The sequence below is a fragment of the Priestia sp. JNUCC 25 genome (assembly GCF_053667915.1).
In genome coordinates, this window is the sequence record NZ_CM132211.1 from 1,998,919 (window position 1) to 2,024,362 (window position 25,444).

The window sequence follows — 25,444 nt, forward strand, 5'->3', positions numbered from 1 at the left end:
AGCTTTTTTATTTTGAAGCTGCCGGCGAGCAGTATACATAGTCAAAGCGGAAAAACGGGATAGCGCTGCTTTTTGCATGATCATTTGCTTTTTCTTTAACGTGGAGGTTTCGTATTCACAATGAACAATATATAGGGGGAGTATTTAGATGAAAAAATGGCTTTCGTATTCCATTATTGCACTGTTAGTCATCGTACTTGCTGCATGCGGTGCAGGCAGCCAAAGCAACAGTGATAAAAAAACGAAGCAAGATACGGCACAAACGTCACAAGCTGCATTTCCAGTGAAGGTAAAAGACGCGCGTGATAAAGAAATTACGTTGAAAAAACAGCCTAAGAAAATTGTTTCATTAATGCCAAGTAATACGGAGATTGTATATGCCCTTGGCCTTGAAAAAGAATTAGTCGGTGTTACAAGCAACGATGATTATCCTAAAAGCGTAAAGAAAAAAGCGCAGGTAGGAGATATGAACGTTAATGCAGAAAAAGTTATTGCTTTAAATCCTGATTTAGTGCTGGCACACGCTTCAAGTATGGGCGTTTCGGATGAAGTATTTAAACAAATTGAAAGTGCGGGTATTCCGGTATTTGTTGTAAAAGATTCAACAACGTTTGATACGGTTTATGATTCTATTACGCAAATCGGTAAATTAACAGGTAAAACAAAAGAAGCTAATCAAACAATTAAAGACATGAAAGAAAAAGTAGCTTCAATTGAGAAAAAAGCAAAAACGATTTCAAAAGAAGATCGTAAAAAAGTATGGATAGAGGTATCAGGAGCTCCTGAGATTTATACAACAGGAAAAGGTACGTTCATGAACGAAATGCTTACTATGATCGGTGCTGATAACGTAGCGGGTAGTGAAAAGGGTTGGGTTAAGTTTTCTGAAGAGCAAGTTGTTAAGTTAAACCCTGACGTTATTATCGCAACGTATGATGCAGACAAAAATGAGATTATGAAGCGTCCCGCTTGGAGCAGCATGACTGCTGTAAAAGAGGGTAACATCGAGAAGGTTGATCAAAACAAAATCAACCGCTTAGGACCTCGTATTGTAGATGGCTTAGAGGACTTAGCAAAAGCAGTATACCCTGAGGTGTACAATAAATAAGAAGAGGGACCATATTCCAGTTCGAATTGAAAAGGGGATTGGTCCCTTTTCACATCTTAAAATTGAAGAACGGCCTGAGCTTTTAATCGTGAAAACCGAGACTTCTTATAAAACATACAGCTCAGGGGTTTTAGGAACAGGTATTACGGAAACGGACACCTTTTACAATCGATTTGTTCACAAAGACTATTATTCAGATACTCCTTCTATGGAGTATGAGCAATATTTGATGAAAGAAAATGTACGCCATGAGCAAATCGTAGGGTTGATGACAGCCGTTTGGTTAAAAGAAAGAGCGGTTTACTGTTATGAAGGCTACGGAGTAAGAGTAGCTTCCGTGATAACGGCTGGAGTAGGAAACGCAGTAGATATTACAGCTGACGAAGCTGCCCCGTTCTATTCCTCTCCCGGTACAATTAATATGTTTTTTTTCGTGGAAGGTACGCTTACGGATGCTGCGTTTTTACAGCTTTTTATTGCGGCCACAGAAGCTAAAACAAAAACGCTGTCACAGCTGGGGGTCATAGATCCAGCTACAAAGACGATTGCTACGGGAACATCTACGGACAGCATCTCAGTTGCAGCGTCTCAGCAAGGACCATTATATGAATATGCAGGCTCTATGACCGCTTTAGGTCAAGCGGTAGCCAAGCTGGTGAAAATAAGCTTAGAGCAGGGACTTAAGGGAAAGAGGTGAAAAAATGAGTATTACACAAGCGATAATTGCACACATGACGGCCATGACGATTGCTTTACTAATTGACCGAATCATAGGCGACCCCGAAAATTGGCCGCATCCCGTTCGCTGGTTTGGCAAGTGGATTTATTGGATGGATTCCAGATTAAATAAAGGTGTAGGAAAACGATTCAAAGGATTGCTTCTTGTGATAAGTATGGCTGTGCTAGCAGGAGTTGTTCCCTTTTTGTTCCTCCATGCTTTGTACGGAGTTGATTTTATAGCAGGTGTTTTAGTAGAGGGCGTAATGATTGCGACTACTATATCCACTCGTTCTTTAAGCGAAGCTGCTTATAAGGTACAAAAGCCGCTTCAGCTAGGAGATATGGAGAAAGCTAGATATGAAGTAAGTATGATTGTGGGACGAGATACAGATCGTTTGTCAGAAGGAGAAATTGCCAGAGCGACGGTAGAGACCGTGGCTGAAAATACAAGTGATGGTATTACAGCTCCGCTTTTTTATGCATTTATAGGAGGAGGAGCCCTAGCCTTTTTTTACCGAGCTATTAACACATGTGATTCGATGGTTGGGTACAAAAATGACCGCTACTTTCTGTTCGGCTACTTTAGTGCAAAAACCGATGACGTATTAAACTATATTCCAAGTCGGCTAACTGCAGTAGTGATGACGGCTGTTAATGTAGTAAAAAGCCAGTATTCTCTTGGGCATGTAACGAGTTTGATTAAGCGTGATGCTAAGAAGCATCCAAGCCCAAATAGCGGATACGGGGAAAGCGCAGTGGCTGCTCTTTTAGGTATTCAACTCGGAGGGCTTAATACATATAAAGGCATAGAATCTAATCGTGCAAAAATGGGTGAACCACTCATTCCCCTGCAAGCCGGTCATATTGAACAAGCTGTTTTCATTATGAAAAGGACGGTCTATGCTACGTGGTTATTATATCTTTTGTTAGGAGGAGTTATTAGTGCTATTACCTACACATGGAGCTAATCCTAATGTCTTTTTAAAAGCAATAGGGGCCGAGAATTTATCGCATATAAAAGACTTTAGCGTGAATACAAATCCTTTAGGGGCTCCCCTTGTGCTTCACGAAAAGTGGAACGAATTCAAGGATGCAGCGTTTAGTTATCCTGATCCTCAAGTAACAGAGCTGAAAAATAAACTTGCAGCTCATCATCATGTTTCAGCTGCTCAAGTGCTGCCTACAAATGGCGCCGCTGAAGCGTTTTTCCTTATTGCTTCGTTATTTTCAGGAGAGAAAGCAGGGATTGTACAGCCGACCTTCGTTGAATATGAACAGGCAAGTAAAGCTTATGGATGTGAAGTGACATACGTTCCTTTAGCTGAAGAAAATGGCTGGAGTTGGGATATAGAGTTGATTATGAGTATTCTTCCGGACATAAAAGTACTGTGGATTTGCCATCCAAATAATCCAACGGGTGTTATGTATAGTCATGAGGAATGGATGAAAGTAGTAAAAGCTGCTGCTCATCATGGTACATACTTAATAATTGATGAGGCATTCATTGATTTTGTCGAACATCAGCCTTCATTTGATTCTCTTATTCTGGATTATGAGCATATCATTGTGGTGCGTTCCATGACAAAGATGTTTAATATTGCCGGGCTTCGTCTTGGCTATATTTTGGCAAATGAAAAAATCATTAGCAAGATGTCTAAAAAGCAGCCTCCTTGGAGTGTAAATGGATTGTCGCAGCAAGTAGGAATGATATGTGTGGATGAAAAAGATTTTGTGAAAAAAACCGTACATTATATTAAACAAGAACGGGAACGGATCTTGAGTCAACTAAAGGAATGGGGGCTTTTGGTTTCTCCTTCTCAAACAAACTATTATCTTTGCAGCGTTCCGTCTTCTATTAAAACGCGCGAATGGCTTGTCTATTTAGCAAGCCATGGCGTGGTAGCTCGTCATACTGAAAACTTTCCATTTTTAAATGGACGCTATATCCGTTTGGCCGTGAAAACGAAAGAAGAAAATGACTATTTACTTAAAGTAATCAAACAAGGACTCGATGAAATATGATCATCTTTATTAGCGGAGGCGTTCGAAGCGGAAAATCACGTGGAGCGGAGAATATGGTTCAAACTTTTTGTGCAAAGCGCGCTGTTTATATTGCCACAAGCAGGCAAACAGATAAGGAAATGCAAAAACGCATCCAGCTTCATCAAAAAGAACGCCAAGCAGCGAACACGCCTTGGGTAACGATCGAACAGTCTGTAAATTTACAACAAATTTTTCCAAATCTTCAAAGTGATGATGCTATACTTTTGGATTGTGTCACGAATTGGCTTGCCAATGAGCTTTTTTTAACAGAAAGAAGGTGGCAAACAAAAGAAGGGAAACAAGCGGTTTTTCTTCATATGATAGAAACGCTCGATAAGCTGTTTGCGCAGTCTCAGACGGTTGTGCTAGTATCTAATGAACTGTTTGAAGCGGGCGTATTAGAAGAGCCCACATATAGCTATATGAAGATGTTAGGGAAATTACATCAGTATATTGTAGAAAAAGCAGATGTGGCTATTTGTGTAGAAGCGGGAATTTATCGTTTTAAAAAAGGAAAGGAATGTGTAGATATATGAAAGAATGGATAGCTATACTACGAATTTCTCTCCAGTTTTTTACGATCTTACCACTGGCTAAAACCGTTCAATGGACTGAAAAAAGAACGGCACGCTCACTTTTTGTGCTGCCTTGGATTGGTATGTTACTAGGCTTGATGTTTTATAGCTTTTTACAGCTGCTTCAATCTTCACCTATCACTACGATTGTTGATAGTATTTTAGTTTTGCTTTTACCGCTTGTTTTAACGGGTGGCCTTCATTTAGACGGCTGGATGGACGTAAGCGATGCGTATTTTTCTCATCAGTCAAAGGAAAAAAAACTGCAGATTTTAAGTGATCCGCACGTTGGGTCTTTTGCTATTCTTTCTCTTATGGTTCTGCTGCTGCTGCGTTTTAGTGCGATCTATGAATTAGTGTCTCTTTCTTCTTTATCAATTTGGGCATGCTTAATTGTCTTTACGCTTCCAAGAATTGGAGCAGCCTTTTTGTTGTTGAGAGATAAGCCCGCTAAAGAGACGGGTCTGGCTGCATATTTTCAAAAAGGAGTCACCAAACGGTCTATTTACGGATTTATCATCATGAGCCTATTCTTAGTTGCTATTTTCGTTATTTTTATGGACAATAAATTCATTATTCTTTTCTTTGCCGGTTTTCTATGGCTCTGGATACGATTTTATCGTTCGCAGTTTGGTGGCGTAACAGGAGATGTTATAGGGGCAACCATTGAAGGAGGAGAAACGCTTTTATGGATAATTCTTTGGTTATCACATGTATTCGTCACGGCATGACGCTTGAAAATCAACAGAAAAAATATATAGGGTGGAGTGATCCGCCTTTAAGTATAGAAGGGAAAAATGAATTGAAAGAGCTTTTTCTAGAACCTCAGCTCGTTATTTCCAGTGACTTAAAAAGAGCGCTAGAAACAAGTGCAGTTGTTTTTCCAAAATCTCAGGTGGTTAAAAGTAAAAATTGGCGTGAGCTGCATTTTGGAGATTGGGAAGAGAAGACGTATGAAGATTTAAAAAACATACGGGCGTATAGAAATTGGATTGATCACTGGACAGAACATACGCCTCCGAATGGTGAAAGCTTCTCAAGCTTTTCAAACCGAATTTGGGCAGCGTGGGAAGAAGCGGTCGATTTGGCGGCCAGTCAGCAATTGCGTCACATTGCTATTGTTTCACACGGCGGACCACTGCGTTTACTTGCATCCCACTTTAAACAGACAGCGTCGCTTTGGGATGTTTCTTTTTCTTATGGAGAAGGTTTTTCAGTAGCGTGTACATACAAACAGGCAAAGGAGAGAAGAGCATGCATTTCGTATTCGGCGGTGCATTTACCGGCAAAAGAAAATGGGTGAAGCAGCATTATGCCAGTGAGTCGGTAAAATGGCATTGTTTGTATGAAAACCCTGTTTTACCAGCGCTTGAGTTCGAAGAAAGTTACATAGTGCTAGAAGGATTTGAGCACTATGTTAAGGAATTAATACATAGCGAGCTGGAGTCTCCGCACCTTGTGGTTAAAAAGTTAATACAGAAGTGGAGAGACAGCGGTGTATGGGAAAAGTTAATAGTGATCGGAACTGAAGTCGGCAAAGGGATTGTTCCTTTAGATCCAACAGAACGGCAGTGGAGAGATGAATGCGGGTATGCGTATCAGCATTTAGCGGCACATGCCCGGAAAGTAGATCACATTTGGTACGGAATTGCTAATCGATTGAAGGAGGAAATATAATGAACATTTACACAAAAACAGGGGACAAAGGGCAGACAAGCTTAATTGGAGGACGAGTAAATAAAGATGATATTCGAGTGGAAGCATACGGTACGATTGATGAGCTAAATGGCTTTGTAGGTCAAGCGATTTATCAGCTGGATGAAACAACATTAAAAGATGTAAAAGAAGAGCTAATTACGATTCAACATGAGCTTTTTGACTGTGGAAGTGATTTAGCATTTGCAAAAGATGATCATCCGTACAAAGTAACAAACGACATGATATCAGTACTTGAAAAACGCATTGATGTCTATATGTCAGAAGCGCCGGCCATTGAGCGTTTTATTTTACCTGGAGGCACACCTGCAGCGACAACGCTTCATATTTGCCGGACGATTACACGCCGCGCAGAACGGCTTGTTGTTGGCGTGCAGCGTGAGTATAAAATTAATGCGGCGGTGCTTCAGTATTTAAATCGTTTATCCGATTATTTCTTTGCTGCGGCTCGAATCGCTAACGCGCGAGAAAATGTACAAGATGTAGAATATATTCGCAGTGCCAAAGTATTTAAACAGCCTAAAAAATAAGGTATAAAAAACGGTCGAGCTAAAAGCGATCGTTTTTTTTAATGAGCTATTTCGATAGGCAAAATAAAGCTGTAAAAAAGAGGTAAATGCATCTATAATGATAAGAGACAGAGAGATAAAGAAAAGAGGTTGAGAAATGAATCAAGATTCTAAACGAGCAGGTATTGTTTATACAGCCAGCGCTTACGTTATGTGGGGGCTTTTTCCGCTTTACTGGAAGCTTCTTGGCGAGGTGAATGCGAATGAAATACTCGCTCACCGTGTCATATGGTCATTTGTTTTTATGCTTTTACTTTTGCTTGTGACAAAGCAAATGAGTGCTTTAAAGAAGACGCTTGGTTTATTATTTCGTAATACGAAACAAGCGGTCATTTTATTTGTGGCTTCAGTGCTGATCAGCATCAACTGGTTCGTTTACATTTGGGCGGTTAACCATAATCATATTATTGAAACAAGTTTAGGTTACTACATCAACCCGCTCGTTAGTATTTTACTTGGTATAGTCGTTTTAAAAGAGAAGCTTAATTTTTGGCAGGGTGCTTCTGTTGGATTAGCTGCTATAGGTGTTATCGTTATGACAGTTACATACGGGCATATCCCATGGGTATCATTAAGCTTAGCGTTTAGCTTTGGTTTGTACGGTCTTGTAAAAAAGACTATTCAATTAGAAGCAAAAGTAGGATTAACGATTGAAACGATGATGGTTGCACCTATTGCAGTTATTTATTTTATTTTTCTTTTAGTGAAAGGATCTTCAAGTTTTTCCCTTCAGTCGCTTGATCTGAGTGCTCTTTTAATTGGAGGCGGTGTTGCTACAGCTATGCCACTATTATATTTCGCTAAAGGGGCCCCGCTTATTCCGCTATCGATGGTCGGTTTTTTACAGTACATTGCTCCTACCATGACGCTTTTATTAGGGGTATTCGTGTATCATGAACCGTTTTCTAGCGTAGAGATGATTGCCTTTTTGTTCATTTGGGGCGGATCGGTTATGTTCATTTTATCTAAAACTAAGTTCATGAGTTCTCATCAGCCGAAATTCTTTAAAGGGCGCTCAGCTTAACGGACAAAAAAGCGGATATCTTTAGATATGCGCTTTTTTGTCTGCCGTAAAGAAATAAAAACGGAGACGGGAAAGTCACCGTATGTATAACTTTATAGCTTCCGCTTGAAATGAGCGTTCAACTGACCTTGAAGCATTTGGTTTTTTACTTCTTTCATTTTTCTCGCTTCATCTTTTTTGGCCAGTTCTGTGCGTATTTCACTCGTTTGAACTCCTTCTTCTATGCGATCGGCAATATCCATTAATCGTTCGACGTCTGAAAACGAATATTTCCGGATACCCGTATTGGTTCGGTCCGGAAAGAGCAGGCTTCTTTTCTCGTAGTAGCGAATTTGCCTTTCTGATAAACCGGTTAATTCTTTTACAATCCCAATAGACATGACTTTTTTATCTCGATATGACGCTTCATTCGTAGACAATCTCCCTCACCCCTGAGTACGTAGTAGTATGTTATTATTATAAAGGAAAAAAATACAAAAATTTATAACATGTAATACATTCTAACATATATATGTTATATTTTTGAATTACTATGTGAGAAAAAGTGACATAAATAATGAAATAGGGAAAAGAGTCCTATAAACTAATGATTAACTCGATCCCAAGTGGTTAACTATACAGGATAAAGCTTTGTGGTTAACCACTTGCTTTCAAAATGATGAATAGAAAATAAATGTGAGAATATACATAAATTCTAAAAGGGAAGGGCGTTTTAAATGGCTGTGCAACAATTGAAAAAAGAAGAGATTATTGAGCTGGCAAAAGAAATTATTGAACTTGATTTGAAAAGAGATGAAAAATTTGAAGAGTTGACAGAGTTAGCTGGAAATCGTGCATATGAAATTTTGCGCAGAGTACAAAATGCCTGTTTATAAGTAATAAAAAAAATCCCGCTCTAGGCGGGATTTTTAATTGGACTGCTGTTCAAGATTAAATAATTCTTGTTTCATCTTAGTGTGGTTGAGGTTTTCCCCTATAAAGACAAGAGTGGTGGGCAGCTTCATTATTTCTTTCATATATAGAGGCATGCCGTATGAATATTGAAACGAATACGTATCATCCGAATGAGTAAAGCGCATATAGCCTTTAATACGATAGATGGTATCTGGCATTTGGCGCAGCCAATTTTCAAATAATTCAAGATCCACTTTTTTTGTAAACTCATATACAAATGTTTTCAAATGAAGATGATCTTCAACATGAGCCTTATGGTGCGGCTGTTTTTGAGACAGCTGAGCTCTTTGAATCACGTCAAGCTTCACGCGGGAAAATGTCGTTAATAATGTTATTGCACGAGCGTTAATTGATTGAACCTCAAAAAGCAGGGAAGACTTTTCTGCCTCAGACAGCATGTCCGTTTTATTTAATAAAATTACATCCCCATGTTTTACTTGTTCTTGAAGAAGTTTTTGAAGTTGAATGCTTAAGGACCCACGTTCTTTCCACCTTGTTGCATCGAGTGTGGTGATAATACTTTTAATCGTGACTTGATGCGCAAAAAGAGGAGACATACAGGCATCCAATACTTCAATGGGATGTGCAACTCCGGTTGTTTCTATATAGATAGCATCCAATGTGTTCTCCTGTAGAAGTGAATGAAGCTGAGTTTCAAATTGACCTTGAATAGTACAGCACACGCAGCCGTTTAGCAATTCTTTTAACGGCGTGTCTTTTTCTACTTCATTTGAGTCAATCGAAACTTGGCCAAGCTCATTCATCACAACAGCAATGTTGCGATTACGATCTTTTTCTTGCTGAAGCAGCTGTTTAAGTAACGTTGTTTTTCCACTGCCTAAAAATCCAGATAAAATGTAGATTTCTGTTTTCATTTCAGTCTCTCCTATGTAAATAACATTGTTTAAATCGAAACTTTTCCGATTACGGATTGGTAAATAGTATATCCAAGAGGGGATAAATATCTATGCGTAAATTTTTATGCTTTTTTGTATTCATTATAACAACTTTAAAAGCGCTATGGCTATCTTTTGTAAAAAACTCAAAATACAATGAAATAAGAATATTATAAAATTTCAAACTAGCTGTGCTACAATAAAAGAAAAAGAAAAAGGGGAGCAAAAGTTATGCGAATATTAGTTTTAGGCGCAGGCGGCGTTGGAGGTTATTTTGGAGGCAGGCTTGTGGAAAAAGGAGAGGATGTTACTTTTCTTGTTAGAGAACGCAGAAAAAAAGAGCTGGAACAAAATGGACTTGTTATCAAGAGCATACACGGTGACTTCACTTCACCTGTACAAGCTATTACAAAATCTGAGATGAAAGAGCCTTATGATGTTATTTTGTTCACAACTAAGGCTTATCATCTTAAACAGGCAATTGAGGATGTGCGTCCTTTTGTAGGGAATCAGACAGTTGTCGTACCTTTGTTAAACGGTATGGCTCACGTCGTTCCTTTACAAGAAGCTTTTGGGGAAGAAAAAGTCATTGGAGGACTGTGTTTTATTGAAACAACTTTAAACAAAGATGGAGATGTCGTCCAGACAAGTCCAGCTCACAGACTTGTATTCGGTGAATTTAAGCAGAAGGAAACAGAAAGATTACAACTGATTGAGCAAGCGTTCAGTGGTACAAAAGCTTCGTTTGTAAAAAGTTCATATATTGAACAGGATATGTGGCATAAGTATTTATTTATTACGGTTATGTCAGGCATGACCACTCTTATGCGCGCACCTGTTGGCCCAGTGCTAGCGGCAAAAGGAGGGCGTCAATTCGTACAAGAGCTTTTTAAAGAAGTTGAAAATATTATGATGGCATACGATGCACCATTAGCTGAAGGGATTATTGAACAGCATATGAATACGATGGACAAAATGACGTATGACATGAAGTCATCGATGCAGCGTGATATGGAAAAAAGTTTTCAAATTGAAGGAGACCACCTTCAAGGATATTTGTTGACATTAGCTGAAAAATCGTCTATACACGTACCCCTTCTTCAAACTGTGTATACGCATCTAAAAGTGTATGAAGAAATGTTAAAAGGTTATCAAAAATAATGACAGCGAAAATTGATTTAGCAGTCATGCAGGTACTGCAGAAGCTGCTAAGTACAGCAGAAATAGGACAATTGCCTTCCGCTCCCGGCATTTATTTTTTCTTTGATAAACCCGGCAGGCTTTTGTATATCGGAACAACGACGGGCTCTCTATTAGAAAGAGTAAGAGCTCACGTTGCAGGAAAAGGCGTTAGCAACACAAAAAAATTCCACAAAGAAATTTATGCTGTTGGATATATTGAAGTTCATGGATTAAAAAAAGAATTAGATATGCTGAGAACGATGCTTGTAAATGGTTATTTTCCAAAATACAATAAACAAGATGTAAAAAGAGAAAATGAATACGACATTTACACCGTTCACGGCAGAGTCCTCAGGGATACAGGAGTTGATAAGAAAAAAGTCTCCAAGCGAAAAACGGTGCTAAAGCCAACGTTAAAAGAGATAGAGATTCGTCAAGAAAACAGCGATATTACATATGCACGAGTCGCAAATATGAATGCTGAAGATCGAGTGAAAAAATTGTGGTCTTGTCAAGAAGCAGGAGCGCAGCTACATCTTCCGGAGTCGAAAGTGTTAGCAATAAGTGACCGGCTCTTAAAAGAGCAGTATACATTTCAGCGAGATATGAAAAAGAATATGATGTTTACGATGCGGGATTTAGTTGTTATTCAAGTGTTGTTAAATTTAAATCTGACCCATGATTTGAAAAAACGAGAAATAAAGGAAGCCATCAGTTTAGTGCGTAAATTTGGCATAGAAGAAGCTCTTCGCATCTCTGAAAAATTACTCAAAACGTAATAAAATCCATGATCATTGTGATCATGGATTTTATCATTTATCATTCACACTTAAGCTAATTCGTCAATAACTTTTGGTAGAGCCATAATGGAAATAACGCAAAGTGAACTGACAACTTGATGCATTTCAAAAATGGCAATGATGAATAACATCAGTGATATATATAATTGAAGGCCTTTTAATCCCCACGGCTTGCGATCGAAAAAAAAGTCGCTAAGTACAAATACAAAGAAAATGAGCGAACTGAACAAAATAATCATGGATGTAGACATGGAACGATCATAAGCAATGATAAATAACAAAGCGAGAAGCGACACAACAGATATAACTTTTAATGTTTTAATCATCGTGTTTTTATTCACTTTTTTCACCTTCATTTGTAGGATTGATCTTTCATCCTCATTTTATAGGATAGTCAAAAGTTCTAAAAGTCAAACGAATAAATCATAACAACAATTTAACATCTTTATACTACATTTACATTGAGAGAAAAAAGTGGGCGTGTTTTGAGCTTTGTGCGCTTCATTGACGCGTGCAAAGAACAAGTGCTATAGTATGTTTGCTCTAAAAGCTAAAGGAGCAAAGTTTTCAAAGGACGTGACTACGTGAACGAAACACTATTAGTAATTGATGGATTTAATTTATTAAGCCGCTGTTATTTTGCTACTTCTTATGGCAGAGATGAAGCAGCGTTGACAAGAAACAGTAAGGGCCAATTTACAAATGCCCTGAGAGTAACGATTCAAAAAATGCATGCATTGATTCACCAATATGAGCCAAGCCATATTTTCGTCGCTTGGGATGTTAAGCGTGAGGATACAAAACGTAAAGATACATACGCCCTATATAAGCAAACAAGAGCAGAGCTGCCTGAGCCGCTGATTCAGCAGTACGAAACGTTAAAACAATTTTTTGACACAGTAGGCATTTATCAAATGTCATTGTCTTCTTATGAAGCAGATGATTTAATTGGAGCACTTGCAAGCAAGTGGAGTAAGGAAAAGCAAAGTCCAGGGTACATCTATAGCAATGACCGAGACTTGCTTCAGCTTCTAGATCAACATATTTCGCAAATTATTGCCAAAAAGCAGGTTGGCGATCTTGTTTATGGCTTTAAGCACTTTCAAGAAGAATACAATATTCATCCTCGTCAATGGGTGGACGTAAAAGCATTGCTTGGTGATAAATCTGACAATATTCCGGGCGTTCCTGGTGTAGGAGAAAAAGCCGCACTGCCTCTTATTCAACAATATGGCTCTATCCATGAAATTTATGCACAAATTGAACAATTAGATCCAGCTTTTAATCGTTACAAAAAAAAGCTGGTCGAAGGAAAAGAACTAGGTATGCTTAGTCGTGAACTCGCTGAGATTATTATAGACATTCAAGAAATCAGTATGTTGACTTGGGAAAAATTAACATTTATGTATGATTATGAACGATGGAATAAAGAAATTCAAAGTCTAGAACTAAACATTAGGATTCGCTCATGATTTTTAGTACAATACAATTTATGAACATGAGAAAGGAGTAACAAGCGTGCAACCAATTCATAAAGAAACAGTCCAAAAAAAAATACAAACATTTTTAAATAAAGACGTATATGTACACCTTGAAACGACAAACGGTGCATATGCTTCACACGTAAATGAAAAAGTAATGACAGTTGGGGCTTTTATTCGCAATGGTAAAGTCAGTATTTCAAACGGAAAGATAACTGGAGAAGGTCCTTATCGTGTAGGTCTTCAAATTGATTTAGGATGGATTTATGCAGAGGGATTAACAGATTGGGAAATTGATGAAGAAGGCCGACTTCTTCTAGCTGGGCATGACTTTGAAGGTCGTTTAGCAGTTGCCCTTCAATTAAGTGAACATCCGTTTTCATAACAGAAAAGAGAGGAGAATAGAACATGGAAGAAAGATTATTAATTGTATTTCCGCATCCTGACGATGAAGCATATGGAGCAGCAGGAATGATCACGCAAGCTAGACAAAAGGGAACGCCCGTTACATATGCCTGTGTTACGCTAGGTGAAATGGGACGAAATATGGGTAGACCGCTGTTTGCTAACCGTGAAACTTTACCTCAAATCCGAAAAAAAGAACTTTTAGATTTAGCGAACGTTTTAGATATTCAAGACTTGCGTATGCTAGGGCTTCGTGATAAAACGCTGGAATTTCTTGATATTGATGTTTTTGCAGATAAAATTGAAGAAATCATTAACGATGTAAAGCCGACTCACATTTTAACGCATTACCCTGGCTTTGCGGTACACCCTGATCATAATGCTACGGGTGCAGCTACGATTCAAGCGGTAAAACGTATGCCAAAAGAAAAGCGTCCGGTTGTTTGGTGTCATGCGTTTTCAAAAGATCGTATTGAACATATTGGAGAACCAGATGTTATTTTTGATGTAACAGCGATGAAAGATAAAAAAATTGAAGCGTTAAAAGCCCATCGTTCTCAAACAGAAGGAATGATGAACGCAATTGACTTCGATCGCTTATCTGACTATCCGCAAATGGAACGTTTATTAACTAGAGAAGAATTCTGGACATATAACTGGGAGTAACAGATGAAAAAACAGCGAATTTTATTTATTGGAGCAGGACGAATGGCTGAAGCTGTAGCGGCTGGTTTGGTTACGAGCAGCGCTGACAGTATTGAGGCAGTGGTGATGTCAAACAACGGAGATATTGAGCGGTTACAGCGTGTTGAAACAACGTACGGCGTACAAACGACGCAAAATTGGCGCCAAGAAGTTGACAATTCGGATGTTATTATTTTAGCGATGCCTCCCGAGGCCCATCCTTCCGTGCTCAAGGAACTTTCGACTCATTTAAATCAACAATTTGTCGTAACGTTAGCGGCAGGAATTGGTCCGAGTTACTTAGAAAGTCATCTTCCGCAGGATACGCCTGTCGCTTGGATTATGCCAAATACAGCTGCTATGATTGGACAATCGATGTCACTGTATACACTTGGAACTTCTGCCACAAAAGAGCATAAAGAAGTGCTTCAAATGATTTTAAAAGGAATTGGTGAAGCGCATGAGTGTTCAGAGAAAGAAGTACATGAGCTAACGGCTGTAACTGGCAGTGCACCGGCATTTTTATATTATTTTGCAGAATCGTTAATTGATGCAACTACTGCTTACGGTGTGGACGAAAAAACAGCCAAAGATTTAGTTATTCAAATGATGTATGGCTCTGTACAAATGTTGCATGAAACCAAAGATCCTGCGTCTTTAAGAGAGCAAGTAACAACTCCAGGCGGCGCTACTGCCGAAGGGTTAAAAGTGATGAAAGAACAAGACTTTTCCTTAATAATAAAGCAGGCAATTGAAGCAACGAATAAAAAAGCAATGGGTGGAAGCTAAAAAAGCTCGTACAACCATATGTTAGCTGAAAAATCCGAACTATAGTTCAGCATTCTTTCATTAGAATGTTGAATCAGTTCGGATTTTTTAATGAATAGACTTCCTTAACATAAATATAGTCCTCTTTAGAACTGTTTTTTCTCTATGTCCCAAGCTTTTTTAGTCATCAACAAACCGCTTTTTCGTATCAGAAGTTGGAAGCATGCAGTGCTGCTGTTTGCCAAACCACTTATATCGGTTGCGAGCGATCCAGTTGTATACTATATCTCGAATAGGTGCAGGAATGATAATGAAAGCATATAAAAATTTAACGGGTCCATCTAAGCGCTTGGCGATTTTTAAAGCAGCCGTTGATTTTACATATCTTTGGTTTCCATGAATATATACAATGCTGTCTAATTGCTCAGGAAGTAAGCCGTGAGAGGCTAGCTGCTGCTTTCCGAAATCTGATTGAAGAGAAGCGAAAGAAAACAAAGCTTGTTCATCATGTTTAATAATATATTGAACACTGCTATTACATAAATTACATATACCATCAAAAAGAATTAAATGTTTCATTGGACAATTTCGCTCCTATTCCATAAAAAAAGTATAATTACTTGTCATTTTTGAAAAATAAAGGTACTTTTAAAAGATGTGAAAGTGATCCGAATTCAAAGGTAATTCGATTATATAATAAGGACTCATAAGAGTTAAAGGAGAAGGGTATGAAAGAGCAAAACGACGTTGTCTTATACAATAGAATAAAAGAACGAGACAAAAAAGCCCTTGAACTGCTGTATGACAAGTATGAGCGAATTCTTTATTCGTTTGTATACCGGTTAACAAATAGCTCTGATATTGCTGAAGAAGCTGTTCAAGAAGTATTTATTAAGCTGTGGAGAGGAAAGGGAGTTTACAGCGATGGAAAAGGGAAGTTTTCATCATGGCTGTTTACGATTACAAGAAATACCGCGATTGATATTGTGAGAAAAAGAAAAACCGATCCTATTTTCTCAGAAGAGATTTTTGATTTTATTGAAGATGATCATCCTCAGATTGACGAGCAGCTTCAGTGGAAAGAAGAACAGCAGAGAGTACGGCACGCTGTATCAAAATTGTCTGAAGACCAAAAAAAGATTATTCAATCCGTTTATTTTAAGGGATTAACGCAGCAAAAAGTAGCAGAAGAGCAGCAAATCCCACTAGGAACAGTAAAGGGTAGGGTGCGATTAGCGTTGCGGAAATTAAAAACATATTTAGGTACTGATGCAGAAGGGAGAGCTGATTCATGAGTATGTGCAATAAACTAATTGATTACTATAATGATCAGTTGACTTCCCATGAGAAAAAAGAGTTTGAAATGCATTTAAAAAACTGTCAAAGCTGTCAAGAAGAACTAAGAGAACTGGAGGAAGTTCTTGGAGATCTAACGTATTTGACACCAGAACAATCTCCTCCGCCAGAAATGAAACAGCGAATACTTGCGAATGTATTCGAAGAAGATCAAGGGGAGACAAAGAGAGAACCAATAGCTTTAAAAAATGAAAAACAACATGCTGCGTCTAAGAAATCAAATAAAAAATCCATCATTATTGGATTAGCTGCGGCACTTCTTTTATCCCTTGCAGGAAACAGCTACTTTCTGTTGAAAGATGAAGACAAAGGCAAACAAGAATCAAATGTTTCGGTTGCTCCTCAAAACGAACCTCTTACATCTGAAAAAACAATGAAGCTGCAGGCAGAGCCGAACGTTTCTGGCGAAGCAACAGCATCCCTTACGAAAAAAGGTGGAAATTTAAATGTGGTCATTCAAGCGAATAACTTGAAAAACGTAAAGGGGAATGAAGTCTATCAGGTGTGGCTCATAAAAGGTGATAAGCCTCATCCGGCAGGTGCTTTTGTAACAGATAAAAATGGAAACGGGACAGTGGTCTATACGATGAGCCAAAAAGAACAGACTGAAAAGTGGGATGTTATGGCGATTACTTTAGAACCGAATGCGAATAATAAGACGCCAAAAGGAAACATTGTGTTAAGTTCAGCGCTCTAACAAAAACCCTTCTGCTAACAGAAGGGTTTTTGTTACGTGCAGTTAATCATCTTCAAATTGTATGGCAATGGTTTGATCATTTTCTATCTTATTCAGTCGAATTTCCAATAATCCATTTTTGTACTTAGCGCGAACTGGTTCGTCTGTGTAGTGAAAAGGAAGTTTGACCGTGCGAGAAAATATGCCTGTATGGCGTTCGTTGAGCTTTAACTTTTGTTTAGATGCTTCATAAGCATAAGGAACGTTTCCTTCAACTGTTAATATATTTGCGTCCAACTTGATTTGAATGTCGTTAGTTGAATGCAGTCCAGGAACCTCAACGACGATAATGCCTTCTTTATCGGTTTCATATAAGTCGACGTTTGGAAATCGCTTGGGCAAGATGTGATTTAAATCGCTCCAAAAGTGATTTCCAAGCATATCTTCTACCTTATGCTGAATCGAACCCCAATCAATCTCTTCATATTTTTTACTCAAAGGAACCCCTCCTTATATTCACGTAAATTCCTTCTATATATATGAAAAAAAGAAAATTCAATGCCTGCTTATAAAGAATGAGAAAAACACGTAAATAAGTGAAAAAATGTGAGAAAAAAAAGAGATTTTGAGTGAAAAAGAAGGATTATGTAGAATAAAAAAAGTATAATTACGTATAGAGCTTTCTATTATCCTGAATGAAAGCAAGTATGTGAAGGAGGAAGTTGAGATGAGAGAAAAGCGTACATCCAGTGGTTTTCTATTAAAACAACGTGCTTTCTTAAAATTATATATGATTACGATGACAGAACAAGAGCGTCTGTATGGCCTTCGGTTATTAGATGTGTTAAGAGATGAATTTCGACCTTTTGGGTTCAAACCTAATCATTCTGAAGTATACAAAGCTCTTCATGACTTGATTGAAGACGGTGTCCTCAAACAGGTGAAGCGTAAAAAAGAAGGAATGAAGCTTCAAGAAGTGGTTTATTATACATTTACAAATGAGGGAGAAGAGAAAGCTAAATTATATAAAAAACAATTAAAAGTAGAGCTGGAGCGGTGTGAAGCTATGATTCAAAAAGCTATTCGTGACAACTTCGGGTCCAAATGAACGTGTCTTTAGTTAGAAAAGACACGTTTTTTCTATAGCTGATTTTGTCGTCTTATGTCGGAATAAAAGTTATAAAATGGGTACAAAGTAGTGTAAAAGATGGATATATAGTTATATTATGGATAAAATACACACTTTTAACATATATGGATGAATTCGATTTTAAAGATTATGCACTATTCATAAATAGTGTACGAATTGATATGATACAAAGTGTATATAAATCTATTTAATGCGTTATTTGCCATATTTTAAGAACTTATAAACCGTTATCAGACCATCATTGAAGCATTTTGGTTTTAGCAACTCTGACGAATTTGACTAGATTTGTATCGAGAAGATATTATTTGTTTACTATGAAAGGAATGGATTTTATGAAGTCTACAGGAATTGTAAGAAAAGTAGATGAATTGGGTCGCGTAGTAATTCCTATTGAATTGCGCCGTATTTTAAATATCAACACAGGTGATCCAGTAGAAATATATGTTGATGAAGATATTATTATTTTACAAAAGTATAGCCCGTATGGTGCTTGCTTAGTAACTGGGGAAATTACGCGTGAAAACTTAACCTTTGGGAATGGAAACGTTGTGTTAAGTAAAAAAGGTGCGGAACAGCTTTTACAAGAGTTAGAGCGTACCTTAAATAAATAAGAAGTTTTAGTATAAGGAAGAATATCAATCCGTCTTTAAACTAAAAAAGAACGTTCTTTTGAGAACGTTCTTTTTTTGATTAAGCCGTTCGAGAAGATTTATTCTCCTCTAGCAGCTGCTTTTTTTGTATTTTTATCAAACGATACGCAAGTCCTGTTGCTCCTGCAGCAAGCCCCGCAATTAGTCCAATCCAATAGCCAAACGCCTGCAAATCGGTGTATTTTGCTAAAACAATGCCTAAAGGTAGACCAATTACCCAATAAGATACCAAGGACATTAAAAAGGTAACATTTACATCCTTATATCCTCGCAGAGCGCCTTGAATAGGAGCTTGAAGAGCATCAGAAAGCTGAAAGAAAATTGCATAAATCAAAAAATGAGAAGTTAATGCAAGTACATCTGCATCTTTTGTATACAAAGAAGCTACTGATTCTCGAAGAGTAAATAAAAGACCTGCGCAAACAAAAGCCATGCCAACAGCGATAGTTACACCGATCCTGCTATAGCTTCTTGCATCTTGATGACGCTTAGCACCCGCTTCAAATCCCACAACAATCGTTAAAGCCATAGAAATACTCAGCGGAATCATATAGAGAAATGAGGCAAAATTAATAGCTGCTTGGTGAGAAGCGATTGTAATGGTATTATACGAGCTCATAAACAGCGTGACGGCTGAAAAAATACTTGTTTCGAAAAAGACCGAAAAACCGATAGGTAAACCAATTTTTAATATTTCTTTCCAAGTAGAAAAAGAGATACGGTGAAATCTTTTAAATAAATCGAAGTTAGAAAAAGGTTCTTTTTTATGAATAATTACAATGGATACAATGAGTATGCACCAATACGTAACGGCAGTTGCATAACCAGAGCCTACTCCACCCAAGTGGGGGAAGCCCAGCTTACCGAAGATTAATACATAGTTTAAAGCTACATTAACCGGAAGCCCTAAAATGGTGATAAGCATAGACGTACGAGTTTGCCCTAAAGCATCAATAAAGTTTCGTAAAACCGTATAAATAAAAAGCGGAATAATACCAAAAGATAAAGCAATTAAATACTGTTTGGCGATGCGCATTACGTTTGCTTCTAAATTCATCCCTTTTAAAATAGGATCAACAACAAAAAAACCGATTAAAATAATAACAACGGCCATTAAAATGGACACATAAAGCCCTTGAATGACGGAGAACGGAACCTTTTTCTTTTGATTAGCTCCAACAAGCTGTGCAACAATTGGCGTAATAGACATTAAAATCCCGCTTAGCCCTGTAAAAACAGGTACCCACAAGCTTGAACCAATTGCTACCCCTGCCAAGTCATCTGCACTTACCCTTCCTGACATCATCGTATCAAAAAAAGTCATTGAAAACATTCCAAACTGGGTGACCAATATCGGAAATAAAATAAAAACGAACTGCTTAACTTTTTGAGATGTTGAAAACGTTTGTTGCATTAAAAAACCCCCAATTTGAAAACATTTACACCAAAAAGCATTATATCACGCCGTGGCTTGTTTTTGCTAAGAGTTCTGACAATAAATTCAAAGAATGTATCCATAAAACGCAGCGATTTAAAAGGAATAAAAAGGTAAAACAGTATATGATTTTAATTTTGACATGCAGTGAGCTATGATAGAAAGTATAGTAATTATCATTTAACGTGGAGGGATACGTGTGGATTTACAGTTGCAAAGTAAAAATGTACTTATTACCGGCGGGTCAAAAGGAATTGGGAAGGCTATTGCTGCTTTGTTTATTCAAGAAGGAGCAAATGTTGGAATTGCGGCAAGAGGAGAGGAAGCGTTACAGGATGCACAGTCAGAATTAGAAAACGTGCATACATATACAGCAGACCTAACAAACGAATCAGACAGAGTTGCATTAATTGAGAAGTTCATTAGCGACCTCGGAAGCATTGATATTTTAATTAATAACGCTGGAGGAAGTAATGGAAGCACTGCGATGGAAACAGATTTATCCCTTTTCAAAGAAGCGATGGAGCTTAACTACTTTTCAGCTGTCCACTTGAGCAAGCTAGCAGCGGCGCATATGACAAAAGATGCGGCAATCGTTAATGTTACGTCTATTTTCGGAAGGGAAAGTGGAGGGAAAGTCACGTACAATAACGCCAAAGCAGCGCTTATCAGCTTTACAAAGTCGTTTGCAGATGAAATGATTTCTAAAGGAATTCGTGTAAATGGAGTAGCGCCGGGAAGCATTTTGCATGAAACGGGTAATTGGAAAAAAAGAATGGATGAAAATCCGGAAAAGATTAAGCAGTTTGTTGAAAATGAAATACCAGCAGGGCGCTTTGGAGAGCCGGAAGAAGTGGCAAACGCCGTTGTTTTTTTAGCATCGTCTCAAGCTTCATGGATAGTGGGTGCGACGTTAAACGTAGACGGTGGACAGTCAAAAATGAACTTTTAAAAAAAGTGCAGGAATTTCCTGCACTTTTTCATTATCCAATATCTTTTTGCATACGAGGAATCTGAAAATCTTCATTAATTGCGTCCGCTGTAAGCTGACCTGATAATGTCACCATTGGCACGCCGCCTCCAGGGTGTGTAGAGCCGCCCACAAAATAAAGGTTAGAAAGAAGCTGACTTCTTGCCGGAATTTTAAAACCTCCATTTTTCTTACGGTCAGTTGCTACGCCATAAATGGCCCCGCCGTTAGCACCGTAAAGCTCTTGGATATCATTAGGAGTAAACGTATATTCAAACTCAATGCTTGAACGTAAGTCTTCTAATCCCATTGCCTCAAGCTTTTTCAATACGACATCACGGTAGCGGTCTTTTAATGCAGCCCAGTCGTCGCCTTCTTTTAAAGGAGGTACATGAGTAAGAACGAACAGGTTTTCTTTTCCTTCAGGAGCTTGCGTAGGGTCTGATTTAGACGATACGCCAATGTAAATTGTCGGATCCATGGCTACTTGACCTTTGTTAAAGATTGTATCAAACTCTTCTTTCTGATCCTTTGAGAAGAAGAAATTATGATGTTGAAGCTGCTTGTACTGTTTGTTAACCCCTAATAAAAGAACAAGGCCAGAAACAGTAGGTTCAAATTTTGCAAGCTGCTGAGTTTGTTTAGCTGCTTGCGCATGATTTTTTAATAAATAGCGGTAAGTTGGAATTGCTTCTAGATTAGATACCACAATATCTGCTGATAGATTCTCGCCATTTTCTAGTTTAATTCCAGTTGCCTTTGCTCCGCTTGTTGTGATTTCTTTTACCGGCGTATTTAGATGTACAGTGACGCCAAGTTCTTGAAGGAGCTTATCCATCGCTTCAGCAATTTTGTACATTCCGCCTTTTACGTAATAAATACCTAATCCTAGCTGAACGTGAGCAAGCTGTGTTAATACAGCCGGTGCATGATAAGGAGAAGAACCGATGTACATAATTAAAAAATTAAACAATTGACGCAAATGTTTGTTTGAAAAATATTTGCGTGTAGTAGCATCCATAGATCTCATTGGATCCATTTGAAGCAGTTCTTTTACCGTGTGCATCGTTCGTAAATCGTGCAGTCCAGATAAACTTTTTTTATAAAAACTTTTTAAGTTCGATTCATACATTTTATTTGCATAAGATAAATAGTCAAAAAAACCTTCAATGTCTTCTGGAGCAAGTTCTTGAAGCTGCTGAAGCATGCGAGGAAGGTCACTGGTCAAATCAATTTGTGTTCCATCTTGGAAAAAAGTTCTCCACTGAGGCTCAATTCGTTCTATTGTTAAGTAGTCGTGGATATTGCGGCCTGCACTGTCAAACAGCTGCTCTAGCACCCACGGCATTGTTAAAATAGAAGGTCCCGTATCGAAAGAAAATCCTTTGCCGCTGCGAATATTTAACTTACCGCCAATTCGCTCGCTTTTTTCAACGACTGTTACATCATATCCATCAGCTGACAGACGAATAGCAGCTGACAGACCACCTAAACCTGCGCCTACAACAATTACTTTCTTTTTCATCTTTTTCCTCCTTATAAAACAAAAGCGAGTTGTCAACAATGTGTATAAAATGACTTCACGCAAAATAAAAATAGGTCTACAACTTTTTATTTTGTCCAGTTCGCTAATTTTCATACGTGAAGGAAAGGAGAAAAGGATGTCTTTTTTACTGGTTGCTCTTGTCTTGACAGGTACGCTTGTCATCACTATCCCTACATTTAAACGTGTAAAAATAGTAAGAAACGATATGTCATGTTTGTCCATTATTATTCCAGCTAGAAATGAAGAAAGAAACCTTACCTTTTTATTGCAGTCACTCCAGTTACGGAACGCTGACTTTGAAGTGATTGTTGTAGATGACAACTCAACAGATAATACTGAGAGGGTAGCCAAAGCATTTGGCGTAAAAGTAGTGCACCCTGGCGCACTTCCAGCTGGGTGGCTAGGAAAGTCATGGGCATGCTGGAATGGAGCACGAGAAGCAAAAGGCTCGGTGCTTTTGTTTTTAGATGCTGATATTACAGTAGAGAAAGACGGAATTGAAAAAGTATTTTTCTATTATCAACAGCAAGGGGGCGTGCTGTCGGTTCATCCTTATCATCTTGTTAAGAGGCCTTATGAAATGTTTTCTGCTTTATTTCACTATGTTACGTTTGCATCGATTGGCGCGTTTCACCCCTTTAAAAATTGGAAAAGTCCTTCTGTCGGTTTCGGGCAGTGCTTGCTTTGCAGCGCAGCCTCCTACTTTCAAAGCGGAGGCCACGAAGGGATAAAAAAAGAAGTGGTTGAAAATATGGCGCTGGTTGAGAAAATGAACAAACAAGGTGAATTTATTACGTGTATGAGTGGACAGGGAGCTCTTTCCATGCGCATGTATCCAAATGGTATAAAAAGCCTTATAAGAGGGTGGAGTAAAAGTTTTGCTTCAGGTGCGGGGAAAACGGAAGCCATTTATTTATTTCTAGTAAGTTTGTGGCTTACTAGCATGATTAATTATGTCCTCTTTTTACCTACTCTATGGAATCAACATGCAGGCTTGGCAATTAGCAGCTATGTTTGCTATGTAAGTCTCTTATTTAATAGCTTAAGAAAAATAGGTTCTTTTACTTTTTTTTCTTTGTGCTTATTTCCTATTCATGTGCTGTTTTTTCTGGGTCTATTCGTATGGTCTTTCATCCAAACAGCAGTGAGAAAGCAAGTTAAATGGAAAGAACGCAGCATATCTATAGAAGAAGAAAAAAAGAAGAAAGTGATAAAATGACAGGTGCTCAGCTCTTAATTAATATCATGGCATGGTTTGTGATTCACATGTTGATCGCCTACAGATGCACAAAAATTTCTCCCTTTTATTTAAAGAAGGACCTTGCGCTGTTTAAGGTTCAAACCTGGGAAACAGTTGGGATATATAAAAAATTCGGGGTACACCGATGGAAAACGTGGCTTCCTGATGGAGGAAAGCTATTTAAACGAGGGTTTTATAAAAAGAAATGGGAGAGTAGAACGAAGGAATATGCACAGCTTTTTTTAATTGAAACAAATCGAGCAGAGTTAACTCACTGGATCAGCATACTTCCTTCTATTCTTTTTTTTATATGGAACTCTCCTTCTATAGGTGTTTGGATGGTTATTTATGCGATTGTTGCAAACGTACCGTTTATTTTGGTTCAACGATATAATCGAATACGAATTCATCAAGTCGTTTTGAAACTCAAACGAAATTAATTCACGTGCCTTTGGCTCCGAGTAGGGGCCTCGGTTTTTATTTTTTTCTCCTTATTCGAAGACAATAACTTCTTGGATAAAAGAAAAAAAGAAGCAAAGGCGATATAAATACTAAAAAAGACTAAAAACCCCCATAAACCTGCTATGGCATCATCAAATTCCATATTGCCCCGGGTGGTAATTCCTTGCTGAATTTCAATGGCAAAAACTAAGACAAGCATAACGGTAAGGGTATAGATAAAAGAAATAGCTGTAATACTAAATTTCCACTTTGACAATAATTTAAAGATCATATAAACGCTTAAAAACGTGAGCAGTCCAATAATACCAATAATCCAGAAGTGAAGTTCTTTATCTGAAAGAGAAAATCCTAGTAAATAAAAAATATAAATTAATCCGTCGTGCAATACATTAATAATATTTGTAATGAAAACAATACATTCTTTCATTTTTTCTCCTTTATAAAAATGTAAGACGTTTAAACTTCTAGGTATACAAGCATGCATAGCCTGTACTCATTCCAATTTTATATAAAAAATGCACTTTCTAGATCAGATGTTAAAGAGATCTGAAATTTCAAATAATATTTATAATTTATATTATAAACAAAAAGGTAAAAAAATAAAAATTTTCGATGCAAACTGACACATTTTTTTCAAATTTAAAGAAAGAAATAACTCAAAATATGTGGTTTACTGTAGAAAGAAAAGAAAATAAGAGGTATTGATATAACAAATATTCACAAGTGCTTTTATGCATTCTCTTGTAAAGGAGAAGGAAAACTAAGGCAAGTGTTAAATTTATATGTATAGTGGACAAAATAAAAAATAAATATAAAATAGTGAAACTTAAAGAGAAGTTGTCCGTATTAAATAGTGAGAAGAAAAAAGCACAGAAAACATTTGTGTTTGAAAGCCGATAGAGCTGGGAATAAGAAAGTAGTTATTTTCTCACGTTTGGTGAAAATTATACGTAGCGGTGTTGACAATTTTTTTTAAAGAGTTAAAATGTGAAAGAACAGATTAGCTCTCTTACATTTTTTGTAAGAGAGATTTC

General features: G+C 37.7%; 32 protein-coding genes. 24 read left to right on the forward strand and 8 right to left on the reverse strand.

From position 1 onward, the window contains the following. Positions 1-148: 148 nt before the first annotated feature. The 10 genes from JNUCC25_RS10110 to rarD all read left to right on the forward strand — a co-directional run bounded on the left by JNUCC25_RS10110 (position 149) and on the right by rarD (position 7,755). Positions 149-1,108 carry an ABC transporter substrate-binding protein gene (locus JNUCC25_RS10110; RefSeq protein ID WP_013056697.1) on the forward strand — a complete coding sequence of 320 codons (960 nt, stop codon included), beginning with the start codon at positions 149-151 and terminating at the stop codon, positions 1,106-1,108. 88 nt (positions 1,109-1,196) lie between these two features. Then, positions 1,197-1,805 carry an adenosylcobinamide amidohydrolase gene (locus JNUCC25_RS10115; RefSeq protein WP_454223243.1) on the forward strand — a complete coding sequence of 203 codons (609 nt, stop codon included), beginning with the start codon at positions 1,197-1,199 and terminating at the stop codon, positions 1,803-1,805. A 4-nt stretch (positions 1,806-1,809) separates the two neighbouring features. Further along, complete coding sequence (gene cbiB / locus JNUCC25_RS10120) at positions 1,810-2,796, forward strand: adenosylcobinamide-phosphate synthase CbiB (RefSeq protein WP_098278111.1); 987 nt, start codon at positions 1,810-1,812, stop codon at positions 2,794-2,796. Then, entirely contained in the window at positions 2,771-3,850 is a 1,080-nt protein-coding gene (gene cobD / locus JNUCC25_RS10125) for a threonine-phosphate decarboxylase CobD (protein WP_013056700.1), read from the forward strand. The genes cbiB and cobD overlap by 26 nt, the downstream gene beginning before the upstream one ends. Then, positions 3,847-4,407 carry a bifunctional adenosylcobinamide kinase/adenosylcobinamide-phosphate guanylyltransferase gene (locus JNUCC25_RS10130; protein ID WP_454223246.1) on the forward strand — a complete coding sequence of 187 codons (561 nt, stop codon included), beginning with the start codon at positions 3,847-3,849 and terminating at the stop codon, positions 4,405-4,407. The genes cobD and JNUCC25_RS10130 overlap by 4 nt, the downstream gene beginning before the upstream one ends. After that, the gene (gene cobS, locus JNUCC25_RS10135) at positions 4,404-5,177 is read left to right on the forward strand and encodes an adenosylcobinamide-GDP ribazoletransferase (protein ID WP_013056702.1); all 774 of its coding nucleotides are present in this window, start codon (positions 4,404-4,406) and stop codon (positions 5,175-5,177) included. The genes JNUCC25_RS10130 and cobS overlap by 4 nt, the downstream gene beginning before the upstream one ends. Continuing rightward, complete coding sequence (locus JNUCC25_RS10140; protein WP_013056703.1) at positions 5,135-5,749, forward strand: histidine phosphatase family protein; 615 nt, start codon at positions 5,135-5,137, stop codon at positions 5,747-5,749. The genes cobS and JNUCC25_RS10140 overlap by 43 nt, the downstream gene beginning before the upstream one ends. Further along, positions 5,701-6,123, forward strand: a complete 423-nt coding sequence (locus JNUCC25_RS10145; protein ID WP_279824770.1) for a bifunctional adenosylcobinamide kinase/adenosylcobinamide-phosphate guanylyltransferase — start codon at positions 5,701-5,703, stop codon at positions 6,121-6,123. The genes JNUCC25_RS10140 and JNUCC25_RS10145 overlap by 49 nt, the downstream gene beginning before the upstream one ends. Further along, entirely contained in the window at positions 6,123-6,692 is a 570-nt protein-coding gene (locus tag JNUCC25_RS10150; protein ID WP_013056705.1) for a cob(I)yrinic acid a,c-diamide adenosyltransferase, read from the forward strand. The genes JNUCC25_RS10145 and JNUCC25_RS10150 overlap by 1 nt, the downstream gene beginning before the upstream one ends. A gap of 136 nt (positions 6,693-6,828) precedes the next feature. Continuing rightward, on the forward strand, positions 6,829-7,755 hold the full coding sequence (rarD, locus tag JNUCC25_RS10155; RefSeq protein WP_013056706.1) for an EamA family transporter RarD: 927 nt from the start codon (positions 6,829-6,831) through the stop codon (positions 7,753-7,755). 92 nt (positions 7,756-7,847) lie between these two features. Here the strand turns inward: rarD and JNUCC25_RS10160 are convergent, their stop codons facing one another. After that, positions 7,848-8,174: a MerR family transcriptional regulator gene (locus JNUCC25_RS10160; protein ID WP_013082852.1), complete on the reverse strand. Its 327-nt coding sequence runs from the start codon at positions 8,172-8,174 to the stop codon at positions 7,848-7,850. 297 nt (positions 8,175-8,471) lie between these two features. Here JNUCC25_RS10160 and JNUCC25_RS10165 point away from each other — a divergent pair, with 297 nt between their 5' ends. Continuing rightward, positions 8,472-8,630, forward strand: a complete 159-nt coding sequence (locus JNUCC25_RS10165; protein WP_013056708.1) for a hypothetical protein — start codon at positions 8,472-8,474, stop codon at positions 8,628-8,630. A 33-nt stretch (positions 8,631-8,663) separates the two neighbouring features. Here the strand turns inward: JNUCC25_RS10165 and JNUCC25_RS10170 are convergent, their stop codons facing one another. Next, a complete protein-coding gene (locus JNUCC25_RS10170; RefSeq protein ID WP_029321353.1) occupies positions 8,664-9,584 on the reverse strand; it encodes a CobW family GTP-binding protein in 921 nt (306 codons plus the stop codon). A 252-nt stretch (positions 9,585-9,836) separates the two neighbouring features. Between JNUCC25_RS10170 and panE the strand changes: the two genes are divergently transcribed. Beyond that, positions 9,837-10,766 (forward strand): 2-dehydropantoate 2-reductase, encoded by a 930-nt coding sequence (panE, locus tag JNUCC25_RS10175; RefSeq protein WP_013056710.1) that lies wholly within the window; start codon positions 9,837-9,839, stop codon positions 10,764-10,766. Further along, positions 10,766-11,566, forward strand: a complete 801-nt coding sequence (locus JNUCC25_RS10180; protein ID WP_454223248.1) for a GIY-YIG nuclease family protein — start codon at positions 10,766-10,768, stop codon at positions 11,564-11,566. Before panE ends, JNUCC25_RS10180 begins: the two co-directional genes overlap by 1 nt. A gap of 50 nt (positions 11,567-11,616) precedes the next feature. Here the strand turns inward: JNUCC25_RS10180 and JNUCC25_RS10185 are convergent, their stop codons facing one another. Then, on the reverse strand, positions 11,617-11,928 hold the full coding sequence (locus JNUCC25_RS10185; RefSeq protein ID WP_016763842.1) for a hypothetical protein: 312 nt from the start codon (positions 11,926-11,928) through the stop codon (positions 11,617-11,619). A 243-nt stretch (positions 11,929-12,171) separates the two neighbouring features. On the opposite strand from JNUCC25_RS10185, the gene JNUCC25_RS10190 reads away from it, so the two are divergent. Genes JNUCC25_RS10190 through proC form a run of 4 tightly spaced genes read left to right on the forward strand, consistent with a single transcriptional unit; the run spans position 12,172 to position 14,946 of the window. After that, on the forward strand, positions 12,172-13,059 hold the full coding sequence (locus JNUCC25_RS10190; protein ID WP_013056713.1) for a 5'-3' exonuclease: 888 nt from the start codon (positions 12,172-12,174) through the stop codon (positions 13,057-13,059). A gap of 46 nt (positions 13,060-13,105) precedes the next feature. After that, entirely contained in the window at positions 13,106-13,453 is a 348-nt protein-coding gene (locus tag JNUCC25_RS10195; protein ID WP_064471594.1) for a YojF family protein, read from the forward strand. Between the two features lie 23 nt (positions 13,454-13,476). Further along, positions 13,477-14,139, forward strand: coding sequence for a bacillithiol biosynthesis deacetylase BshB2 (gene bshB2 / locus JNUCC25_RS10200; protein ID WP_013056715.1), 663 nt, complete (start codon positions 13,477-13,479; stop codon positions 14,137-14,139). Positions 14,140-14,142: 3 nt separating this feature from the next. Then, positions 14,143-14,946, forward strand: a complete 804-nt coding sequence (proC, locus tag JNUCC25_RS10205; protein WP_029321359.1) for a pyrroline-5-carboxylate reductase — start codon at positions 14,143-14,145, stop codon at positions 14,944-14,946. 159 nt (positions 14,947-15,105) lie between these two features. On the opposite strand, the gene JNUCC25_RS10210 is transcribed toward proC, so the two are convergent. Continuing rightward, complete coding sequence (locus JNUCC25_RS10210) at positions 15,106-15,504, reverse strand: thiol-disulfide oxidoreductase DCC family protein (RefSeq protein ID WP_013056717.1); 399 nt, start codon at positions 15,502-15,504, stop codon at positions 15,106-15,108. Positions 15,505-15,653: 149 nt separating this feature from the next. Between JNUCC25_RS10210 and JNUCC25_RS10215 the strand changes: the two genes are divergently transcribed. Together JNUCC25_RS10215 and JNUCC25_RS10220 are read left to right on the forward strand one after the other, a co-directional pair. Further along, entirely contained in the window at positions 15,654-16,220 is a 567-nt protein-coding gene (locus tag JNUCC25_RS10215; protein ID WP_013056718.1) for an RNA polymerase sigma factor, read from the forward strand. Next, a complete protein-coding gene (locus tag JNUCC25_RS10220) occupies positions 16,217-16,978 on the forward strand; it encodes an anti-sigma factor (protein WP_064471595.1) in 762 nt (253 codons plus the stop codon). The genes JNUCC25_RS10215 and JNUCC25_RS10220 overlap by 4 nt, the downstream gene beginning before the upstream one ends. A gap of 42 nt (positions 16,979-17,020) precedes the next feature. Here JNUCC25_RS10220 and JNUCC25_RS10225 read toward each other — a convergent pair whose 3' ends face one another. After that, positions 17,021-17,455 carry an Hsp20/alpha crystallin family protein gene (locus JNUCC25_RS10225; protein ID WP_013056720.1) on the reverse strand — a complete coding sequence of 145 codons (435 nt, stop codon included), beginning with the start codon at positions 17,453-17,455 and terminating at the stop codon, positions 17,021-17,023. 229 nt (positions 17,456-17,684) lie between these two features. On the opposite strand from JNUCC25_RS10225, the gene JNUCC25_RS10230 reads away from it, so the two are divergent. Both JNUCC25_RS10230 and JNUCC25_RS10235 read left to right on the forward strand, forming a co-directional pair. Further along, positions 17,685-18,065 (forward strand): helix-turn-helix transcriptional regulator, encoded by a 381-nt coding sequence (locus tag JNUCC25_RS10230; protein ID WP_013056721.1) that lies wholly within the window; start codon positions 17,685-17,687, stop codon positions 18,063-18,065. A gap of 374 nt (positions 18,066-18,439) precedes the next feature. Next, on the forward strand, positions 18,440-18,718 hold the full coding sequence (locus tag JNUCC25_RS10235) for an AbrB/MazE/SpoVT family DNA-binding domain-containing protein (protein ID WP_025752053.1): 279 nt from the start codon (positions 18,440-18,442) through the stop codon (positions 18,716-18,718). Between the two features lie 79 nt (positions 18,719-18,797). Here the strand turns inward: JNUCC25_RS10235 and JNUCC25_RS10240 are convergent, their stop codons facing one another. Then, a complete protein-coding gene (locus tag JNUCC25_RS10240; RefSeq protein WP_029321363.1) occupies positions 18,798-20,171 on the reverse strand; it encodes an MATE family efflux transporter in 1,374 nt (457 codons plus the stop codon). 220 nt (positions 20,172-20,391) lie between these two features. Between JNUCC25_RS10240 and JNUCC25_RS10245 the strand changes: the two genes are divergently transcribed. Further along, on the forward strand, positions 20,392-21,144 hold the full coding sequence (locus JNUCC25_RS10245; protein WP_454223249.1) for an SDR family NAD(P)-dependent oxidoreductase: 753 nt from the start codon (positions 20,392-20,394) through the stop codon (positions 21,142-21,144). A 31-nt stretch (positions 21,145-21,175) separates the two neighbouring features. Here the strand turns inward: JNUCC25_RS10245 and JNUCC25_RS10250 are convergent, their stop codons facing one another. Continuing rightward, positions 21,176-22,687, reverse strand: coding sequence for a phytoene desaturase family protein (locus JNUCC25_RS10250; RefSeq protein ID WP_454223250.1), 1,512 nt, complete (start codon positions 22,685-22,687; stop codon positions 21,176-21,178). A gap of 136 nt (positions 22,688-22,823) precedes the next feature. On the opposite strand from JNUCC25_RS10250, the gene JNUCC25_RS10255 reads away from it, so the two are divergent. Then, positions 22,824-23,927, forward strand: coding sequence for a glycosyltransferase (locus tag JNUCC25_RS10255; protein WP_064471597.1), 1,104 nt, complete (start codon positions 22,824-22,826; stop codon positions 23,925-23,927). Beyond that, positions 23,870-24,388, forward strand: a complete 519-nt coding sequence (locus tag JNUCC25_RS10260; protein ID WP_223268914.1) for a glycosyl-4,4'-diaponeurosporenoate acyltransferase CrtO family protein — start codon at positions 23,870-23,872, stop codon at positions 24,386-24,388. The genes JNUCC25_RS10255 and JNUCC25_RS10260 overlap by 58 nt, the downstream gene beginning before the upstream one ends. Here the strand turns inward: JNUCC25_RS10260 and JNUCC25_RS10265 are convergent. Further along, complete coding sequence (locus JNUCC25_RS10265; RefSeq protein ID WP_013056728.1) at positions 24,385-24,837, reverse strand: hypothetical protein; 453 nt, start codon at positions 24,835-24,837, stop codon at positions 24,385-24,387. The genes JNUCC25_RS10260 and JNUCC25_RS10265 overlap by 4 nt on opposite strands. Between the last annotated feature and the right edge of the window lie 607 nt (positions 24,838-25,444).

Bases quoted from the DNA above. Each gene is read 5' to 3' on its own strand.
- JNUCC25_RS10110 (WP_013056697.1), top strand. From the start codon at position 149: ATGAAAAAATGGCTTTCGTATTCCATTATTGCACTGTTAGTCATCGTA.
- cbiB (WP_098278111.1), top strand. From the start codon at position 1,810: ATGAGTATTACACAAGCGATAATTGCACACATGACGGCCATGACGATT.
- JNUCC25_RS10130 (WP_454223246.1), top strand. From the start codon at position 3,847: ATGATCATCTTTATTAGCGGAGGCGTTCGAAGCGGAAAATCACGTGGA.
- cobS (WP_013056702.1), top strand. From the start codon at position 4,404: ATGAAAGAATGGATAGCTATACTACGAATTTCTCTCCAGTTTTTTACG.
- JNUCC25_RS10140 (WP_013056703.1), top strand. From the start codon at position 5,135: ATGGATAATTCTTTGGTTATCACATGTATTCGTCACGGCATGACGCTT.
- JNUCC25_RS10145 (WP_279824770.1), top strand. From the start codon at position 5,701: ATGCATTTCGTATTCGGCGGTGCATTTACCGGCAAAAGAAAATGGGTG.
- JNUCC25_RS10150 (WP_013056705.1), top strand. From the start codon at position 6,123: ATGAACATTTACACAAAAACAGGGGACAAAGGGCAGACAAGCTTAATT.
- rarD (WP_013056706.1), top strand. From the start codon at position 6,829: ATGAATCAAGATTCTAAACGAGCAGGTATTGTTTATACAGCCAGCGCT.
- JNUCC25_RS10165 (WP_013056708.1), top strand. From the start codon at position 8,472: ATGGCTGTGCAACAATTGAAAAAAGAAGAGATTATTGAGCTGGCAAAA.
- JNUCC25_RS10170 (WP_029321353.1), bottom strand. From the start codon at position 9,584: ATGAAAACAGAAATCTACATTTTATCTGGATTTTTAGGCAGTGGAAAA.
- panE (WP_013056710.1), top strand. From the start codon at position 9,837: ATGCGAATATTAGTTTTAGGCGCAGGCGGCGTTGGAGGTTATTTTGGA.
- JNUCC25_RS10180 (WP_454223248.1), top strand. From the start codon at position 10,766: ATGACAGCGAAAATTGATTTAGCAGTCATGCAGGTACTGCAGAAGCTG.
- bshB2 (WP_013056715.1), top strand. From the start codon at position 13,477: ATGGAAGAAAGATTATTAATTGTATTTCCGCATCCTGACGATGAAGCA.
- proC (WP_029321359.1), top strand. From the start codon at position 14,143: ATGAAAAAACAGCGAATTTTATTTATTGGAGCAGGACGAATGGCTGAA.
- JNUCC25_RS10210 (WP_013056717.1), bottom strand. From the start codon at position 15,504: ATGAAACATTTAATTCTTTTTGATGGTATATGTAATTTATGTAATAGC.
- JNUCC25_RS10215 (WP_013056718.1), top strand. From the start codon at position 15,654: ATGAAAGAGCAAAACGACGTTGTCTTATACAATAGAATAAAAGAACGA.
- JNUCC25_RS10220 (WP_064471595.1), top strand. From the start codon at position 16,217: ATGAGTATGTGCAATAAACTAATTGATTACTATAATGATCAGTTGACT.
- JNUCC25_RS10230 (WP_013056721.1), top strand. From the start codon at position 17,685: ATGAGAGAAAAGCGTACATCCAGTGGTTTTCTATTAAAACAACGTGCT.
- JNUCC25_RS10235 (WP_025752053.1), top strand. From the start codon at position 18,440: ATGAAGTCTACAGGAATTGTAAGAAAAGTAGATGAATTGGGTCGCGTA.
- JNUCC25_RS10240 (WP_029321363.1), bottom strand. From the start codon at position 20,171: ATGCAACAAACGTTTTCAACATCTCAAAAAGTTAAGCAGTTCGTTTTT.
- JNUCC25_RS10250 (WP_454223250.1), bottom strand. From the start codon at position 22,687: ATGAAAAAGAAAGTAATTGTTGTAGGCGCAGGTTTAGGTGGTCTGTCA.
- JNUCC25_RS10255 (WP_064471597.1), top strand. From the start codon at position 22,824: ATGTCTTTTTTACTGGTTGCTCTTGTCTTGACAGGTACGCTTGTCATC.
- JNUCC25_RS10260 (WP_223268914.1), top strand. From the start codon at position 23,870: ATGGAAAGAACGCAGCATATCTATAGAAGAAGAAAAAAAGAAGAAAGT.
- JNUCC25_RS10265 (WP_013056728.1), bottom strand. From the start codon at position 24,837: ATGAAAGAATGTATTGTTTTCATTACAAATATTATTAATGTATTGCAC.